Raw genomic sequence first — 16,615 nt, 5'->3', positions numbered from 1 at the left:
GCACTGCAATTTCCCAGCGAACCCGGGGACCCGCGTGAGGTCGGGCCTCGAGGGGCGAGGAGAGGACGGTCAACGATGACTGCTGTGTCCCATGGCGAGGGCCAGGCCCCCTACGGCACCGGAGCGGCGCCCGCACCGGGCGGCCCGACCAAGCGGGTCCGGGTGCACCACCTGCGTGAGCTGAAGGAACGCGGCGAGCCGTGGCCCATGCTCACCGCGTACGACACCTACACCGCCGCGATCTTCGACCAGGCCGGGATCCCGGTGCTGCTGGTCGGCGACTCGGCCGCGAACACCGTCTACGGCTACCAGACCTCGCTGCCGGTCACGGTCGAGGAGATGCTGCCGCTGGTCCGCGCGGTCACCCGCTCGGTGACCAAGGCCCTGGTGGTCGCGGACCTGCCGTTCGGCTCCTACCAGGTCTCCCCCGAGCAGGCGCTGACCACCGCGGTCCGGTTCATGAAGGACGGCCAGGCGCACGCGGTGAAGCTGGAGGGCGGCCGCCGGTTCGCCGCGCACGTGGAGGCGATCACCAGCGCGGGCGTGCCGGTGATGGGCCACCTCGGTTTCACCCCGCAGAGCGAGCACAACCTGGGCGGCTACCGGGTGCAGGGCCGCGGCGACGCCGGGGACGAGATGGTCGCCGACGCGCTGGCGCTGCAGGAGGCCGGGGCGTTCGCGGTGGTGCTGGAGATGGTGCCCGCCGATGTGGCCAAGCGGATCACCTCCGAGCTGGCCATCCCGACCGTGGGTATCGGCGCGGGTCCGGACTGCGACGCGCAGGTGCTGGTGTGGCAGGACATGGCCGGGCTCAACCAGGGCAAGGCGCCGCGCTTCGTCAAGCGCTACGCCGATGTCGGCGGTGTGATCGCGGGGGCGGCGAGTGAGTTCGCGGCCGAGGTCCGGGGTCGCCAGTTCCCGGCGCCGGAGCACGTTTTCCACTGAACGCACACGCGAACGGCGGCCGCGCCCCGGGTGGGGACGGCCGCCGTTCGTCGTCTCAGGCGTGCGAGGCGGGTGCGGTGCCGTTGCCGAAGGGCCTGCCGCCAAGGGCTTCCCGGCCGTGTGGCTCGTACCAGTGGGTGAGGTCGGGGCCCAGCGGCACGATCCGGGTCGGGTTGATGTTGTCGTGGGTGACGTAGTAGTGCCGCTTGATGTGGTCCCAGTCGACCGTGTCGCCGAAACCCGGTGTGGTGTACAGGTCGCGGGCGTAGGCCCACAGCACCGGCAGCTCGGCCAGCTTGTGCCGGTTGGTCTTGAAGTGGCCGTGGTAGACCGCGTCGAAGCGGACCAGCGTGGTGAACAGCCGGATGTCGGCCTCGGTGATGGTGTCCCCGACCAGGTAGCGGCGGGTGGACAGGCGTTCGGTGAGCTGGTCCAGGCGGGCGAACAGCGCGGTGAACGCCTCCTCGTAGGCGAGCTGGGTGGTGGCGAACCCGCAGCGGTACACGCCGTTGTTGACGTCGTGGAAGATGCCCTCGCTGACCTCGTCGATCTCCGCGCGCAGCTCGGCAGGGTACAGCTCGGGCGCGCCCGGCCGGTGCAGCGCGTGCCATTCGGTGTTGAGGTCCACGGTGATGTTCGGGTAGTCGTTGGTGACCACCTCGCCGGTCTGGGTGTCCACAATGGACGGAACGGTGACCCGGCCCTCGAACTCCGGATCGGTTCGGTGGTATGCCTGGGCCAGGTATTCGATGCCCAGCACCGGATCCCGGCCGTCCGGATCGAGGGTGAACCGCCAGCCGCGCTCGTCCCGGATCGGGTCGACCACCGCCAGCGAGAGCACCTCCTCCAGGCCGAGCAGCCTGCGCACGATCACCGCCCGGTGCGCCCACGGGCAGGCCAGCGACACCACCAGCCGGTAGCGGCCGCGTTCGGCCGGGAATCCCGAGGAGCCGTCGGCGGTGATCCGCCGGGTGAACCGGTTGGCCTGCCGCACCCACTCGCCGCGGGCGGAGGTCTCCTTGCCGAACTGCGCACCAGCCATGCGACCGAATCTACGGTCTGGGGGACGATGGTGCCCTTCGTCCCATCAGGTAGACACGACTAGGAGCGGTGCGCGTGCGGACCTTCTACCCGGAGATCGAGCCCTACGACAGCGGCTGGCTCGAGGTCGGTGACGGCCAGCGGATCTACTGGGAGACCAGCGGAAACCCCGACGGCAAGCCCGCGGTGTTCCTGCACGGCGGCCCCGGCGGCGGCACCTCGCCCGACCAGCGCCGGGTGTTCGACCCGGCCGCCTACCGGATCGTGCTGTTCGACCAGCGCGGCTGCGGCCGGAGCACCCCGCACGCTGGCGATCCGGCCACCGACCTGTCGGTGAACACCACCTGGCACCTGGTCGCCGACCTGGAGCTGCTGCGCGAGCACCTGGGCATCGACCGCTGGCAGGTCTTCGGCGGCTCCTGGGGCAGCACGCTGGCCCTGGCCTACGCCCAGACCCACCCGGACCGGGTCACCGAACTGGTGCTGCGCGGCATCTTCACCCTGCGCCGCAACGAGTTGGAGTTCTACTACCAGGGCGGCGCGGGCTTCCTCTTCCCCGCGGAGTGGCAGACCGTGCTGGACCAGCTCACCGAACCCGAGCGCGCGGACGTGCTGCACGCCTACCACCGCCGCCTGGCCGACCCCGACCCCGCGATCTGGCAGCCCGCGGCCATCGCCTGGAGCACCTGGGAGGGCGCCACCAGCCGGCTGCACCAGGACCCGGACAAGATCGCGCACTACGCGGAGCCGACCTTCGCCGCCGCCTTCGCCCGGATCGAGACGCACTACTTCGTCAACGGCGGGTTCTACGAGGACGGCCAGTTGATCAGGGACGCGGGCAGGCTGGCCGGCATCCCGACCGTGCTGGTGCAGGGCCGCTACGACGTGGTGACCCCGCTGGTGACGGCCTGGGAACTGCACCGCGCGCTGCCCGGTTCGGAGCTGATCATCGTGCCGGACGCGGGCCACGCCTTCAACGAACCGGGCACGCTGCACCACCTGATCGAGGCGACGGACCGGTTCAGGGGCTGAACGCCGCCGCCAGTTCGGCCCTGGCAGGCACCAGCGAGGGCCCGTACCAGGTGAGCAGGCGGCCGGAGAGCAGCACGCAGCGGCGGCCCGGGAAGACCTCCGGGCCGTCGGTGGCGGTGAACTCGTACGGTTCGTCCGGCAGCACCACCAGGTCCGCGCCGCAGCCGAGCAGTTCGGCCAGTGGCGGGCGTGGGTAGCGGTCGGGGTGGTCGGCGTAGACGTTGCCGAAACCCAGGCGGCGCAACACATCGCCGGCGAAGGTGGCGCGGCCGAGGACGACCCAGGGACGGCGCCAGACCGGGACCAGCACGGTGGCTTGCTGCTCGGGCAGGTCCGACCACAGGTCGCGGGCCTGGGTCAGCCAGGGCGGGTCGGCGGTGAAGACCTCGCGGAAGAAGCGGGCCAGCGAGTCCAGCGCGGCCGGGACGGTGGCCGGCGCGGCGCTCACCCAGACCGGGATGCCGGCGGCGCGGAGCCGGGCGACGTCCTCGGGGCGGTTCTCCTCGGCGTTGGCGAGTACCAGATCGGGTTGGGCGGCAAGGACATCGGGCACCCGCGGGTACTTGGAGCCGCCGATCCGCGGCAGGTCCAGCGGTGGGTGGGTGCAGTAGTCGGTGACCCCGGCGAGCACACCGGGCACGGTGGCGGCCAGGGCCTCGGTGAGCGAGGGGACCAGCGAGACGACCCGCCTCGGCACAGCGCCGAGGCGGACCGGTTCGCCGAGGTCGTCGCGCATTCAGACGCCGGTGATCCGGACGCCCGCGTGCGTCTTGTGCCGCCGGTTGACCGCGATCAGGTTGGCGGTCAGCGCCTCCACCTGGCCGGCGTTGCGCAGCCTGCCGCCGAAGATCCCGCGCATGCCGGGGATGACATCGGCCAGCGCGCGCACCAGGTCGGTGGCCTCGCGGTCGTCGCCGAGCACCAGCACGTCGGTGTCCACAGTGGACACCTCGGGGTCGGCGAGCAGCACCGCGGAGACGTGGTGGAAGGCGGCGGTGACGCGGGAGTCCGGCAGCAGCCCCTCGGCCTGCTGGGCGGCGCTGCCCTCGGTGACCGCCAGTGCGAACGGGCCCTGCTTGTCGAAGCCGAGCGGGTTCACGCAGTCGATGACGATCTTCCCGGCGAGCTGCTCGCGCAGCGAGGTCAGGGTCGGCTCGTGCGCCTCCCATGGCACCGCGACCAGGACCAGGTCGGCGGCGGTGGCGCAGGCGGCGTTGTCCGCGCCGGAGACCGCGCCGCCGCTCAGCTCGGCCAGTTCGGCGGCGGCGGACTCGGCGCGGGCGGCGTCACGGGAGCCGATGACGACCTTCAGCCCGGCCAGCGCCCAGCGATAGGCCAGGCCCTTGCCCTGCGGGCCGGTGCCGCCGAGCACCCCGACCGTCAACCCGCGCACGTCCTGCTCGCTCACTTCGCCTCCATCGACTGTGGTGGAACCCCTGCACCATACGCAACCGTCCGGTGTGGAGGGTCATTCCGTCTCGAAGGACACCTTGCGCCGCAGTGGATCCGCCTCCACCAGCCGCACCCGCACCCGCCCGGCCTCGACCAGGCCGGCGCCCCGACATTTGGCCAGCACCGGCGGTTCGGTGACGAAGATCTCGCCGCCCTCGGCGTTGGTGCGCAACACCACCGCGGCGAAGCTCTGCCCCACTTCATCGGCCAGCAGCCAGGACTCCACCTGGTCGATGCAGGCCCGGTCCACCTGGGCGGCCTGCCGGTCGGATGCCTCCATGGCCGAGGGCAGCTCGGGCAGCGCAGTGCGCACCCACTCCGGCACCGGCACCCCACCGGCCACGGCCAGGCACACCTCGGTGGCGAACCGGTCGACGAGTCTGCGCAGCGGGGCGGTGACGTGCGCGTAGGCCGCGCCGATCCCGGCGTGCGTGGTCACCTCGGGCGGGGTGCCGTCGAAGGCGGTGTAGCCCGCGCCGCGCAGCAGCCGGGTCGCGTCGGTGGACAGCGCCAGCGAGGTCGGTTCGGCCGGGTCCAGCCCGGCGAGCAGTTCGGCAGCCGGCATCTCCTCGGGCCAGTCCAGGCCCAGCGCGGCGGCGGTGCGGCGCAGCTCGTGCACCGCGCCCTCGTTGGCATCGGGCAGCGTGCGCAGGATGCCGATCCCCGCGTCCAGCATGATCCGGGCCGCGCACATCCCGGTGAGCAGGGAGATCTCCGCGTTCCAGCTGTCGACCTCGGTCCGCGGCCGCACCACCAGCCGCCAGCCGCCCGCGCCGTCGGGCTGGATCTCCTGTTCGGGCAGGGCCAGCTCGATCGCACCCCGCCGCACGGCCAGCCCACGCCGCAACCGGCCCAGCTCGGGCAGTGCGGCCACCGAGGGGTGCACGGTGCCGTCGGCGATGGCGGCCTGCACGGTGGCGTAGTCGAACTGGGCGGTGGAGCGCACGATCGCGCGTTCCACGTGCACCGAGGTCGGCTCGCCGTCGTCGTCCAGGTCGATGGTCCACAGCACCGCGTTACGCGCCTGGTCCGGCAGCAGGCTCGCCGCGTCCTCCGACAGCACCGGCGGGTGCAGCGGCACACTGCCATCGGGCAGGTAGAGCGTCTGCCCCCGCCTGCGCACCTCGGCGTCCAGCGCGCCGCCGGGCGGCACCACCGCACCCAGATCGGCGATCGCGTAGAACACCCGGAACCCACTGGGCAGCCGCCGCACGCACACGGCCTGGTCCAGGTCCTTGGCGCCCGGCGGATCAATGGTCACCAGCGGCAGTTCGGTGGCATCCCGCCGCGGCAACCGGTGCACGGTCTCACTGGAGGTCTGCTCAGCCTCGGCCAGCGCCGCGGTCGGGAACTCCCCCGGCAGCCCGAACTCGACCCGGATCGCGGCGAAGTCCGCCGCGGCCCTGGTGTCGCGTTCCGGCGCGCGCTCCACGCCAGCCAGCCTATGCGCCGTCAGTCATCGTCGTCGTCCCACTTACGCCGCTGCGCGTCCGCGGCCTCGTTGCGCTCCCGCGAGATCTCCAGCGCGCGCTCGGCCGCGGCCTGATCCGGATAGGGACCCATCCGCTCCGCCGCCTTGCACCCGAGCCCGTGCTCGACCTCATGGTGCCGCAGGCAGTAGTACCAACCGTTGAGATCCACCACACACCGACCCTTTCATGCGGGGCAGCGCATGTCACTCCGACGCCACGGTGGCAACGGGGTCGGTCTGGCGCCTCAGCGCAGCCTGCCGGTCAGCGCCCTGGCCTGTTCCCGCATCCGATCCATCAGCCACTCAAGCTCCGCGCCCAGCTCGGGTGGCTTGCCGTCGGCGGCGCAGCAGGGCGGTTTGGTGCGCCTGCCCGTGGGGACCGGGATGTCGGCGAGGTCGTACAGCCGGGTGTAGACATCCAGACCGGGATCGGAGTTGTCGTGCGGTCCGAGCAGCACGATGACCGCCGATCGCGAACTCTCGAAGGCGACCACGACCCGCAACGCGCCGTAGAGGTGGCTGACGCAGAAGTGGTCGACGCCCGCACCGTGCAGGCGGTACTGCATGGCCGCGCAGCCGCGCTGCTTGAGATCGGCCAGCCAGCGGTCGTAGCTCGTGCGTTGCCTGCCCTTCAGGCTCTTGCCGTACTCGACCGCCAGCCGGTCTGCCGTGACCCGGACAACCATGCACGCAGAGTGCCACAGAAGTCACCGACAGCAATAATCGTCACAGCTCGACGACCTCGCCACTCCGCACCCGGGCAAGGGACTCTCGTAGATCACTCCGGTCCAGCAGGGCCTGGTCGGCCAGGCGGTCCCAGAGTTGGTCCACCAGGTTGCCCGGCTTCGCCCCGGTCGCCCGGAGTTCGCGCACCAGGCCCATGACCGCGTGCAGGCTGCGGGCGTCGACCCGCCGACTGCTCGAATCGCCCTCGGCCTCGATCAGCACGCCCCGGTCCAGCCAGGCGCGGACGGTCGGCGTGGTGACGTCGAGCAGCTGGGCCGTGACCGAGACCCGCACCGGGGCCAGGCAGGCGACCCGCTTGCGCACCAGGGACCGCAATCGGGCGGCGGTCCGCGGGTCGGCGTCCTCGGCGATGTCTTCCAGCTCGCCGATGAAGCCAAGCTGGTCGTGGGTCTCCTGACGCTCGCGGTCGACCCTGTTCCCCATGACTCCACCTCCCATAGCTGGACTACTTTCCAAAATGGTAGCAGTTTTGGAAAGTGGGCGGGGTCACCAGGATGGGTTGGGGCGGTTTCCGGAGCCGGTCGGGCCGAACGGCTGGTCGTAGCCCGGCTCCTCGTGTTCCTCCGGCGGCGGGCCGAAGGTGCGCTGGCCGGGCACCGGCTGACCGGCGCTCGGCTGCCCCGGCGGCGACTGGCTCGGCGGGCCGGGCGGGGCGCTCATGCCCGGCATCCCGGGCGGTGGGGTGCCCAGGCCCGGTGGCGGGGTGTGCTGGCCGCGGTAGCCGGGAGGTGGTGCGCCGAAGCCCGGTGCGGGCGAGCCCGCGGGCGGGGTGCTCAGCGGGGATGGGTGCTGGGGCGGGGCCTGCTGCGCGCCGGTGTGTTGCGGGGCGGGGCTGTGTTGCGGCGGGTGCGGCACCGGGTTGTGCTGCGGCGGAGGCGGGGCGGACGGGATCCCGGCGCCTGCCACGAACGGCGACGGCGCGGGTGGCGGCGGGAACTCGAAGATCGGGGGCTCGCCGTGCGGCGGGGTTGGCGGCGGGGCCGGGGGTGGGGCGGGGGTGTTCGCGGGCTCGTTGGCGGGCAGCGGCGGGACCGGCCGGGGGGCCACCGCGGGCTGGACGAAGCCGGACTGCTGGTTCGGGATCGGGTCCAGGCAGGAGACCAGGACCCGTTTGTCCTCGGGGTTGGGGATGCGGGCGCCGTTGCGCTCCCGGTAGACCAGCTCGCCGTCGCCGTCGATCTCCACCAGGCAGCCGACCTCGGCGAGCTGGTCCTCGTCCAGGTCGACCAGGAACTCATACCGGGACGGGACCACCCGGTACACCGGCCAGGGCAGGTGGCCGTAGGCCTGGTGGAACTCGGCGAGCAGGTGCACCATCTGCTGCTGCCAGGGCAGCGGCATGGACTCGGCCAGCGATCTGGGCAGCACCGCGTACCCGCTGTCCACGCCGTGCCGGGCGCCGCTGAGGTAGTCCGCCAGCGGGCTGCTGGAGGCCGGGGGCCGTCCAGGGCGCGGGATCGGGTCGTTGCTGAACATGCGCTGCCTCCCTTGGGGTCGCCTCAGGCCGACTTGTTCGACTTCGGGCGGACCGCCATGGACATCAGCTCGCCCTCGGTCCACTTCAGGTTCCGGATGTGCACCGGCACCCCGGACTGCTGTGCCTCGAGGATCTTGTTGTCGCCCAGGTACATCGCCACGTGGTGGATGTTCTTCGGGTTGCTGGTGTTGGTGGACCAGAAGATCAGATCACCTGGCTGGGCCTCGCGCAGCGGCACGTACCCGCCGGCGAACCACTGCTCGCGCGAGGTGCGTGGCAGGTTCAGCCCGGCCAGCCGGTAGGACCACTGCATCAGGCCGGAGCAGTCGTAGGTGTCCGGGCCCTCCGCGCCCCACACGTACGGCTTGCCCAGCTCCTTCATCGCGAACTGGATCGCGGTCACCGCGACCTCGCCCGGCTGCGGGAGCTGCTTGCAGCTGACGAAGGAGGTCTCGTCGGTGATCTGGTTGATCAGGTGGACCGCCATCGACTCCCACCGGTGGTACCGGTCAGGGAAGGCCGAGCGCTCCACCGCCTGGGCCGCGTCGCCGGGACGCTTGCTCTCCCAGTTCGGCACCTTCAGCAGCACGTCGTAGAACTTGTGGATCTGGTACGGGATGTCCTGCAGCTGCGCGGGCGTGCCCCAGCCCATGGAGGTGCGCATCTGGAAGATGCCCACCGAGTCGCGGTCGCCGTAGTCCAGGTTGCGCAGGCCGGACTCGGTGCGGCCGGCCTGGATGGCCACCTGCCAGGCCCGCGGCGGCAGCTTCCGCTCGCGGCCGATGGTGATGATCATCGAGACGATCATCCGGGATTCCTCGGCCAGCCGGGAGGCGTCCTGCGCGCCCTGGTTGGCGCCGCCGATGCCCCAGTCCATGTCCGGCGTGCACAGGCTGTTGACCACGGCCTTGGGCTGGTAGGTCTCGTTGCCGCCGACCACCGTCCGGATCACTCCGGTGGTGGTGATCGCGACCACCACGGTGGCCGCCAGCGCGACCCCGGCCAGCGCGAGTTTCATGTCAGTCCGCCTCGGTGTAGGAGGCGACCCGCCACCCCGCCGCGGTGGTGATCACGGTGAGCCGCAGCACGATCTTGTCCGTGGGCAGCTTCACCTCCACCGAGCTGGTCGTGGCGCTGATCGAACTGGGTTTGCCGGTGACCCTGCTGGAGGGCACCATCCGCGGGTCCACCGAGGCCAGCTGCCCCAGGTACTCGTCGGTGGTGAACGGCTTGAGCTTGTCCAGCCACTGCTGGGTGGTGGTGCCGTCGGGGTGGTCCACCCAGGCCTTGCCCCAGGACTCGGCGATCGCCAGCGCCTCGGGCGCCGGCGCCGCCGGCGGTGGGGCGGCCTGCGGGAAGGAGGTCACCGGCGCGTGCGTGCTGGTGCTCGGCGCGGCGAAGGCCCTGGTGCCACTGGTGGGCGCGCCGGGGCTGGTCTGCTGGCTGGTGCCGCCGAAGCGCGGCTCGGGTTCGGGCAGCGGCTCGGAGTCCGGCAGCAGGATGCCCACCCCGATGATCACCACCGCGAGCAGGATCAACGTGGTCGTGAAATGCCGCGGCGAGCGCAGCGGCCAGCCCCACAGCCTGCGATAGACCGCGGCCCGGCCGCGGTTGGTGCGAATCGGCACGTCTCCCCCTCCCGCTATCCGCGCACCGCGTCGCCGTCACGGAGTTCGACCCCGCGCGACGGGCGGTACACCGCCCACACCGGCCGTCCGGCGACGACCTCCATGTCCGCCCGCCGTGGTCCGGGCACACTGCCCGCGTTGCCGTCCAGCCTGGACGGCACCACCACGGCGTCCTCGTCGTTGCGGTCCCAGCTCCGGTCGAACACCGGCGCGGTGTCCACCGTCCGGCTGCCCCGTCCCGAGGGCAGTGCCCCCGCGGCCCGGTGCCCGCCGAGCGCGCCGCCACCGGACTCGTGCAGCCGGTCGCTGACCGTGCCGGTGAGCGCACCCGCCACCGGCAGCGCGCCGCCGGAGGCATCGCCGCGGAAGCCGCCCGGCCCCGCCGCCTCGTAGGAGGCCTCGGGCCGGTCCCGCCGCCGGGCCCGCCTCGGCTCGGTGCCGCCGTCCGGATCCACGTCCCGCACCTGCTCCCAGAACTCGTCCTGCGGCGTCCGTTCCTGCCCGCCCCGGCCACGCAGCCGGGACCACAGGCCGGTGCGCGGCGCGGGCATGGCGTTGCCGACCGCGCCGACGGAGAGTTCGACCATCTGCCAGATCCGCCGCACCGGCTTGCCCACCAAGAAGAACACCAAGGTGACCAGTCCGGCCAGAGCCATCTGGGCGAGCAGCCCCAGCCCTCGGGTGGGGGCGAAGATCCAGGTCAGCAGCAGGGTGTGCAGCCCGGCCAGCGCGGCGATGACCACCACGTTGAGCAGGGCGGCGCCGATCGCGCGACCGACACCACGCAGGATCGCGTGGTAGAGCATGGCGATCAGGCCGATGATCGGCCCGGCCAGGATGACCACCCGCAGCAGCACCTGGGCGAGCAGGATGGCGGCCTTGGCCAGCAACTGGAACAGCGAGTAGACCACCGACTGGAACAACCCGAGCGCGCCGGCGCCCATCCGGCTGCCGTCGATGCCCTGGATGTGGCCCTTCGCGCCGACCTCGTCAGCGCGGGCGACCAGGCCCTCGAACGCGGACTTCTTCGCCGCGATCGGCTCCTTGCCCTGGTCCTTGCCCTCGGCGACTTCCTGCTTGCTGAAGGTCTGGGCCCGCAGCAGGTCCCGGCCGAAGTCCTTGGCCGGGGTGCTGTCCGGGGAGCCGAACTCCCCGCGCAGCCAGTTGCGGTAGATCACCTGGTCGTGCAGCACGGTGGGCAGCGAGTTGCGCTCGTCCACCCCGACCTCGCGCAGGAACCCGGCCTGGATCTGCGAGGTGCCCTTGATCAGCACGTCGTCCAGCAGCCGGGTGTAGAGCAGCGGGGTCAGGTAGGTGGCCGCGGCCAGCCAGATCGCGGCCAGCGCCCACATCGAGCGCTTGCCGATGCTGGCCAGGTCGCCCTGCCAGATATGGCGGAACAGGAAGATGGCCAGGATCAGCGCGGCCAGTCCGAACCAGGGCGCGTACACGGTGTCGTAGAGCGCGATGGTGCCGGTGGAGACCAGGTCGTCCAGCGGCTTCATCAGCTCGCCGCCGAGCAGTGCGTAGTGCAGGCCGTTGGTGGCCCCGACCAGCACCTTGGCCATGTTGAACGTCTGGTTGCCCGCCCAGGTGTCGATCACCGCGTTCGGGTTGCGCAGACCCTCGGGGCCACAGCCGAGGTCGTAGGTGTGCCAGACCAGGCCCGCGTAGCCGACCTCGTCGTAGGCGCTGCCCGGCACACCGGTGCCCAGCGGCGCGGCGTCGAAGGCGCCCACCATGCCCGAACCGGGACGGTCCGGGTTCGGCGACTCCTTGCAGATGCTCTGCGCGTGCGCGACCCCGCCGACCATGATCTGCAGGCCGAGCATGCCGATGACCCCGAGCAGGGCCAGCCTGCGCCTGCCCCGGCGGGGTGCCGGGAGCGGCTCGGGGGTGCGTTTGGCCCGCCGCCGCGCCGCGACCAGCAGCACGGCGGCCACCACCGCCAGCAACATGATCATCGTGCGCTGCCCCGGCCGACGTGGTGCCTGTCCCCGTGCCCTTCGTTGTCCGCTCCGGTCGAGGGCGTGTAGGGGTCGTCGAAGTCCTCGTCGCCCAGGCCCAGTTCGGCCGCGAACTCCGCTTCCAGCTCCTCCTCGGCCGGCAGGTCGGGCAGCACGCCGTCCACCCGGCCCGAGGGCAGGGCGGGGGCGCCGGAGGCGGCCTGGCGCATCGCGTCCGGGGTGGTGTCCATGCCGTTGCGCAGGTGGTTCAGGTGCGGGCCGCCGAAGTCGATCCGGATCCGCTCCACGCCGCCGGCGCCGTCGCCGAAGATGAACTGCCGCGGCGAGCGGTCGCGTTCGGTGGCGGTGCGCACCCCGCCGGGGCGGCGGCCGAGGCTGGCCACGACCTGCTCGTAGCCTGCGCCGATCGGCACCTTGAGCAGGCGTAGCGCGTCGGCCTGGGCGTGCTCGTCGTCCAGGCGGCCGACGAAGACCGAGTCGAGCAGCGAGACGAAGCCCTGGATCTTGAGGAAGTCGGCCGGGATCTGGCTGGACAGCAGCACCCGGACGTTCCACTTACGGGAGTCACGGGCGAAGCGGTTCATCAGCACCCGGCCGGTGGGCACCTCGGAGAGGAAGAACGCCTCGTCGATCCAGACGCCCTTGCGCATGTCCTTCGGCCGCTCGTAGATCGAGCGCTGGGTGAGCCAGGCGGCCAGGTTGAGCATCTCGACGCCGAGGGCCTCCGCGTCGGTCCAGTGCTCGCGGCCGACCCCGTCCTTGGGCAGGGTCAGCCCGGCCATGGTCAGCACGGTGAGCCGGTCGTCGCGGGTCTCGGAGTACGGGTCGGCGTCCCGCTCCGGGATCAGCAGCGACATCCGCTCGCGCATCTCGTCCAGGAAGTCCGCGACCACCACCGCGTGCTCGTGGTGCTCACCGGCGTCCCGGCGCAGCGCGTCGAAGACCAGGCCGGGGTGTGCGGTGGCCCGCCCGCCCACGGCGCGGACCGCGCGCAGCAGCACGATCCGGGTCTGCGGCATCCTGGCCACCTCGTACGGCAGCAGGCCGTTGAGCACGTCCAGGACCAGCCGCCGCCGGGTCGCGGCGGCCAGCGCCCGCTCCCGCCGCCAGGCGCGTTCCGGGTCGTCCTCGTCGGTGAAGTGCTCCAGCATCGGCTCGGCGACCACCCGGTAGGGGTTGAGGATGCCGGGCTGGGCGTTGAGCAGGTTGATCGGCCGGGCGTACGGCCGCAGTTCCGGCAGGTCGCAGAGCTTCGCCAGCGGACCGGAGGGGTCCAGGATGGTCCAGTACGCCCCGGCGCGCAGCGTCTTGTAGACGATGCCGCCGCCGAGGAAGGACTTGCCGCCACCCAGGCCGGCCACCATCGCGGTCAGGCCGGATGCCTCGCGGACCTCCTGGGCCATCCACGGGTCCCAGGCCACCGGGCGCCGGGTCGCGGTGCAGGTCTCGCCGAGCAGGATGCCGCGCCGGTCGCCGACCTCGGCGGTGGCGGTGGGCACCGCGGAGGCGGCCCAGCTCACCGAGCCCCGGCGCAGGTAGGCGGCCGAGGCCAGCGGCTCACCCGGGATGAACTCCCTGGCCAGCGCGTACTGGGACTCGGGGTGCTCGATGGCGATCTTGGGCTTGTACAGGTCGACCAGCTGCTGGGCCAGCCGCAGCGCCTCGCGCTCGGTGGCGCCGGAGACCGACAGCCGCCACCAGGAGCGCACCCTGGTGGCCAGCGAGGTGAACCCGGTGGTCATCTCGTCGTCGATCTCGAGCACCCGTGCGGCCTGGCGGGCCAGCGATTGCGGCGGCTCCAGGTCGTGCTCGTCGGTGTAGTGCCGCACCTGGGAGCGCACCTTGTTCATCTGCCGCTGCAGCTCGCCCGTGACGTCCTCGGGTTTGCGCACGTAGATGCGGGCGGACCACTCCACCGGCGCGGGCAGCCGGTCCGAGCGCTGCAACCACGGGTCGTCGATCTCCGGGATCTGCAGGCCGTGCATCAGCCCCACGGTGAGCACCACCACGTGCCGCTTCACCCCGGCGTTGGACCCGGTGCGGCCGCGCACCGTCACGCTCGGGGAGTACGGCTCCTGGTGGAAGTCGGCGGCGTCGGTGAAGGAGGCCAGGTCCTCCGGCTCCCAGGCCGCGCCGGGCACCGCGGGCAGGTTGCGCGGCGCGGGCAGGCCAAGCGAGCAGGAGCGGTGCATCAGCCAGGACATCTCCTCGGCGGTGACCGGCCTGCCCTCCAGGCCGGAGGCACCGAGGATCTGGTCCAGGTGCTCGACCTCGCTGTCCAGCGCGACCAGCTCGGCGTCCACCGCCTCCGGGAAGATCTTGCGCAGCACCGGAGCGGCCCGTTCCACCGCGCGGTCCATCACGTTGCGGGTCTGCACCTGGACGCCGAGATAGACCTCCTTCTCGGCCATCGAGCGCCCCATCAGCTGCTGCTGCTCGCCGACCATGTAGTCGTCGAAGGAGAGCGTGCCGGGGGTGTCGGGCAGGCGGCCGACCGCGTTGTGCACGTGCGCCTCGGCCCACATCCGGATCGGATACGGGCGGGTGGTCACCCGCAGGTGCAGCCAGCGGCCCTGGAGTTCGGCGTACTGGCCGGCGATGGCGTGGATGAGGTCCTGGCGCTGGGAGTCCGAGCGGAAGGACCAGCGCTGCGGGGCCAGGCGGTACCAGGCGTAGACGTCCTGCCCGGTGCGCACCAGGTGACCGTCGATGCTGCGCGCGGAGATCGACGGGGTGTAGGTGGGGATGGCCGCCTCGCCGGGTAGCCGTCTGCCCCGCTTGCTGTACACCCGTTGGTCGTTCACCTGCCCAGGCGGCAGCGCACGCGCGTGGCGGCCGGGCTGTTCGGTGGCGCGACGGTCACGGTCACGGTTTCGTCGGCGACGGAACACCGCGAACCTCCTTGGTGCGAGCACGGCGTGAACGTCCACGCCGTGACGGGGAAGAGGGTGACGGCGCGTCCGTGCCGTGACCTGACGGCGTCGAGACTGCTGACACATCGGGGCTCACCGCTGTATCAGGGATCACAGAGCCATCGGAGATCACAGAGCCGGACTGGCTCTTCCCCCGTTGCTTCTTCTGCTCGGACTTCTTCGGCTTGGGCCGGGGACGTGCGGAATTGACCCGGATCCTGGCGGCGGTGGCGGCCCCGCCGTTGCCGGAGGTCGTTTGGCGGGGCGCGGTGAGTTCACGCAGCCACATCACACTGACCGCGCCCAGCGGCCGCTCCTGGTTGATCCGGGAGCAGATGATGCGGGTGATCACCACGGTGATGATGATCGCCCACGCGGTGGAGAAGAAGCTGAAGCCGAAGCCCATCCGGCGTTCGACCGCAAGGACCAGCAGGAACACGACGAGTCCCACGCCCCAGGCGACGTAGCGGGCCCGCCAGGGGAAAGTGGCCTTCGGCGGGCCGAGCCATACGGCGTCGACCCGGTACACCTCGTCGTCAGTACGAATCCGCAAGCTCGATCACCCGGTGAACAGACTGGCGATCCACTTACCGATGTTCACGCCGGCGCCGCTGACGGCGAGGCCGATGATGGCCAGCGCCACGATGACACCGCCGACCCGCCGCATCACGCCCGCGTTGTCGCCCTTGCTGCCACCCAGCCACAGCAGCAGCAACGCCACCAGCAACAGCAGCAGCGGGACGATGTTCTCCAGGATCCAGCGGGTGATACCCCCGGTTTGCAGTTGGTTGCCCTGGGCCAACGTATCCAGGAGGGTCATGGTCGTCATCGTGGGTACTCCAGAGTGCTGGGGCGGGGTCCCGGCCTCCGGACATGGAGACCTGGCCTGCCCAGCGGACGGCGGTGGACGTTACGAGTAGAGCATGAGTGGCTGACAAGGTGTAGTGGACGAAGTCCCGTGAGTGGACCCGTGAGTTGCTCTCCCGGAACCGGCGCTACCTCCGAACTGACCATCCCATGATGGCTGGGAGCCACACAGCGGTAAGCACACGACGCGGTCTTCTTGCACCGGCAAGCAGAGTTCACCCACTTGCCCAGAGAGCCGTCACAGATTGTGTTCGAGGCAGCCGAACAATCGGTTGCCGATGCACATCTTCGGGCGAACGCGGGCCACATCAGGGGATTGTCGACATGGTCGAACCTGTACCCGCAAGCCAGTCCTCGCCGGTTCGTCGGCACGAGCGCCGTTGATCTGAGGCAGTCGGGCAGGGTTCGAATGACCCGTCCCGGTGACCGGTACGTTACCGGGCGAGCACGCCGGGGCCGACGCCGGGGTGGCCTACGCCACGCCCTTCCCGCCCGAACGGACGAGGCCACCCGGACCAGGTGGCCGGGTGGCGTGGGGGGCGGATGAGTCGACACATAAGCCGGATCCTGTGCCCGCCGGACCTCGCGGTCGACGGGTGGCGGCCATCCATCTCGGTCTGCCGTCGCCGGCACACTCCAGCGGCCTACCCGCAGGCTCGGGCGGGCAGCCCTCGAACGCCTGCGCAGACGCCTCGCGGCGTCCTCTTGGCCTTGCTCCGGGTGGGGTTTACCTAGCCATCCCGGTCACCCGGGATGCTGGTGGTCTCTTACACCACCCTTTCACCCTTACCCGAGTCGTTCGCACGACCCGGGCGGTCTGCTCTCTGTGGCACTGTCCCGCGGGTCACCCCGGGTTGCCGTTAACAACCACCCTGCCCTGCGGAGTCCGGACTTTCCTCGGCGGAGGATCGCTCCTCCGACGCGGCCGCCCGGCCGACTCATCCGCTCGCAGTAGTGTACGACCCCCGCGAAGCGGTCTGTGCCAGGGGCTGCTGAAACACAGCCACTCAATCAACGTGAACGGTCGTCACAATTGGCGACCAACCCATTACGCGGAACGGACCAAGGTGCAAAGT

The 16,615-nt window shown here is 71.5% G+C and carries 15 protein-coding genes, 1 other RNA gene and 1 pseudogene; 2 read left to right on the top strand and 15 right to left on the bottom strand.

The window, feature by feature from the left end:
* Window positions 1–75: 75 nt before the first annotated feature.
* Window positions 76–945, top strand: a complete 870-nt coding sequence (gene panB / locus HNR67_RS13630) for a 3-methyl-2-oxobutanoate hydroxymethyltransferase (RefSeq protein WP_185002396.1) — start codon at window positions 76–78, stop codon at window positions 943–945.
* Window positions 946–1,000: 55 nt separating this feature from the next.
* Here the strand turns inward: panB and HNR67_RS13625 are convergent, their stop codons facing one another.
* A complete protein-coding gene (locus HNR67_RS13625; RefSeq protein ID WP_185002395.1) occupies window positions 1,001–1,987 on the bottom strand; it encodes a glutathione S-transferase family protein in 987 nt (328 codons plus the stop codon).
* A 74-nt stretch (window positions 1,988–2,061) separates the two neighbouring features.
* Between HNR67_RS13625 and pip the strand changes: the two genes are divergently transcribed.
* A complete protein-coding gene (gene pip / locus HNR67_RS13620; protein WP_185002394.1) occupies window positions 2,062–3,018 on the top strand; it encodes a prolyl aminopeptidase in 957 nt (318 codons plus the stop codon).
* Here the strand turns inward: pip and HNR67_RS13615 are convergent.
* From HNR67_RS13615 to rnpB, 14 genes and pseudogenes are all read right to left on the bottom strand, one after another.
* Window positions 3,008–3,754, bottom strand: coding sequence for a helical backbone metal receptor (locus HNR67_RS13615; RefSeq protein WP_185002393.1), 747 nt, complete (start codon window positions 3,752–3,754; stop codon window positions 3,008–3,010). The genes pip and HNR67_RS13615 overlap by 11 nt on opposite strands.
* Complete coding sequence (npdG, locus tag HNR67_RS13610) at window positions 3,755–4,426, bottom strand: NADPH-dependent F420 reductase (protein ID WP_185002392.1); 672 nt, start codon at window positions 4,424–4,426, stop codon at window positions 3,755–3,757.
* A gap of 60 nt (window positions 4,427–4,486) precedes the next feature.
* The gene (locus tag HNR67_RS13605) at window positions 4,487–5,902 is read right to left on the bottom strand and encodes an RNB domain-containing ribonuclease (RefSeq protein WP_185002391.1); all 1,416 of its coding nucleotides are present in this window, start codon (window positions 5,900–5,902) and stop codon (window positions 4,487–4,489) included.
* Window positions 5,903–5,922: 20 nt separating this feature from the next.
* Complete coding sequence (locus tag HNR67_RS13600) at window positions 5,923–6,111, bottom strand: hypothetical protein (RefSeq protein ID WP_221491515.1); 189 nt, start codon at window positions 6,109–6,111, stop codon at window positions 5,923–5,925.
* A gap of 75 nt (window positions 6,112–6,186) precedes the next feature.
* A complete protein-coding gene (locus HNR67_RS13595; protein WP_185002389.1) occupies window positions 6,187–6,627 on the bottom strand; it encodes a hypothetical protein in 441 nt (146 codons plus the stop codon).
* Between the two features lie 40 nt (window positions 6,628–6,667).
* Window positions 6,668–7,111 carry a hypothetical protein gene (locus tag HNR67_RS13590; RefSeq protein ID WP_185002388.1) on the bottom strand — a complete coding sequence of 148 codons (444 nt, stop codon included), beginning with the start codon at window positions 7,109–7,111 and terminating at the stop codon, window positions 6,668–6,670.
* Between the two features lie 63 nt (window positions 7,112–7,174).
* On the bottom strand, window positions 7,175–8,164 hold the full coding sequence (locus tag HNR67_RS44330; RefSeq protein WP_246492505.1) for a hypothetical protein: 990 nt from the start codon (window positions 8,162–8,164) through the stop codon (window positions 7,175–7,177).
* A 23-nt stretch (window positions 8,165–8,187) separates the two neighbouring features.
* Window positions 8,188–9,183: a C40 family peptidase gene (locus HNR67_RS13580; protein ID WP_185002387.1), complete on the bottom strand. Its 996-nt coding sequence runs from the start codon at window positions 9,181–9,183 to the stop codon at window positions 8,188–8,190.
* A 1-nt stretch (window position 9,184) separates the two neighbouring features.
* On the bottom strand, window positions 9,185–9,793 hold the full coding sequence (locus tag HNR67_RS13575) for a hypothetical protein (RefSeq protein WP_185002386.1): 609 nt from the start codon (window positions 9,791–9,793) through the stop codon (window positions 9,185–9,187).
* A 14-nt stretch (window positions 9,794–9,807) separates the two neighbouring features.
* Entirely contained in the window at window positions 9,808–11,757 is a 1,950-nt protein-coding gene (locus tag HNR67_RS13570) for a chloride channel protein (RefSeq protein ID WP_221489884.1), read from the bottom strand.
* Window positions 11,754–14,564 carry an ATP-binding protein gene (locus HNR67_RS13565; protein ID WP_312987180.1) on the bottom strand — a complete coding sequence of 937 codons (2,811 nt, stop codon included), beginning with the start codon at window positions 14,562–14,564 and terminating at the stop codon, window positions 11,754–11,756. Before HNR67_RS13565 ends, HNR67_RS13570 begins: the two co-directional genes overlap by 4 nt.
* Before the next feature lie 247 nt (window positions 14,565–14,811).
* Window positions 14,812–15,225 (bottom strand): annotated as a pseudogene (locus tag HNR67_RS44325) (hypothetical protein); the annotation flags it as partial.
* A 6-nt stretch (window positions 15,226–15,231) separates the two neighbouring features.
* The gene (locus HNR67_RS13555) at window positions 15,232–15,501 is read right to left on the bottom strand and encodes a hypothetical protein (RefSeq protein ID WP_185002384.1); all 270 of its coding nucleotides are present in this window, start codon (window positions 15,499–15,501) and stop codon (window positions 15,232–15,234) included.
* 578 nt (window positions 15,502–16,079) lie between these two features.
* An RNA gene (rnpB, locus tag HNR67_RS13550) (RNase P RNA component class A) lies at window positions 16,080–16,480 on the bottom strand.
* Window positions 16,481–16,615 lie beyond the last annotated feature (135 nt).

It is taken from the genome of Crossiella cryophila (genome assembly GCF_014204915.1).
Lineage (GTDB): Bacteria > Actinomycetota > Actinomycetes > Mycobacteriales > Pseudonocardiaceae > Crossiella > Crossiella cryophila.
The sequence above is the reverse complement of the archived record's forward strand: the minus strand, read 5'-3'. Positions and strand labels throughout refer to the sequence as shown.

Excerpts from the sequence above, each read along its gene's own strand:
- panB (WP_185002396.1), top strand. The coding sequence starts at position 76 with ATGACTGCTGTGTCCCATGGCGAGGGCCAGGCCCCCTACGGCACCGGA.
- HNR67_RS13625 (WP_185002395.1), bottom strand. The coding sequence starts at position 1,987 with ATGGCTGGTGCGCAGTTCGGCAAGGAGACCTCCGCCCGCGGCGAGTGG.
- HNR67_RS13615 (WP_185002393.1), bottom strand. The coding sequence starts at position 3,754 with ATGCGCGACGACCTCGGCGAACCGGTCCGCCTCGGCGCTGTGCCGAGG.
- HNR67_RS13595 (WP_185002389.1), bottom strand. The coding sequence starts at position 6,627 with ATGGTTGTCCGGGTCACGGCAGACCGGCTGGCGGTCGAGTACGGCAAG.
- HNR67_RS13590 (WP_185002388.1), bottom strand. The coding sequence starts at position 7,111 with ATGGGGAACAGGGTCGACCGCGAGCGTCAGGAGACCCACGACCAGCTT.
- HNR67_RS44330 (WP_246492505.1), bottom strand. The coding sequence starts at position 8,164 with ATGTTCAGCAACGACCCGATCCCGCGCCCTGGACGGCCCCCGGCCTCC.
- HNR67_RS13580 (WP_185002387.1), bottom strand. The coding sequence starts at position 9,183 with ATGAAACTCGCGCTGGCCGGGGTCGCGCTGGCGGCCACCGTGGTGGTC.
- HNR67_RS13570 (WP_221489884.1), bottom strand. The coding sequence starts at position 11,757 with ATGATCATGTTGCTGGCGGTGGTGGCCGCCGTGCTGCTGGTCGCGGCG.
- HNR67_RS13555 (WP_185002384.1), bottom strand. The coding sequence starts at position 15,501 with ATGACGACCATGACCCTCCTGGATACGTTGGCCCAGGGCAACCAACTG.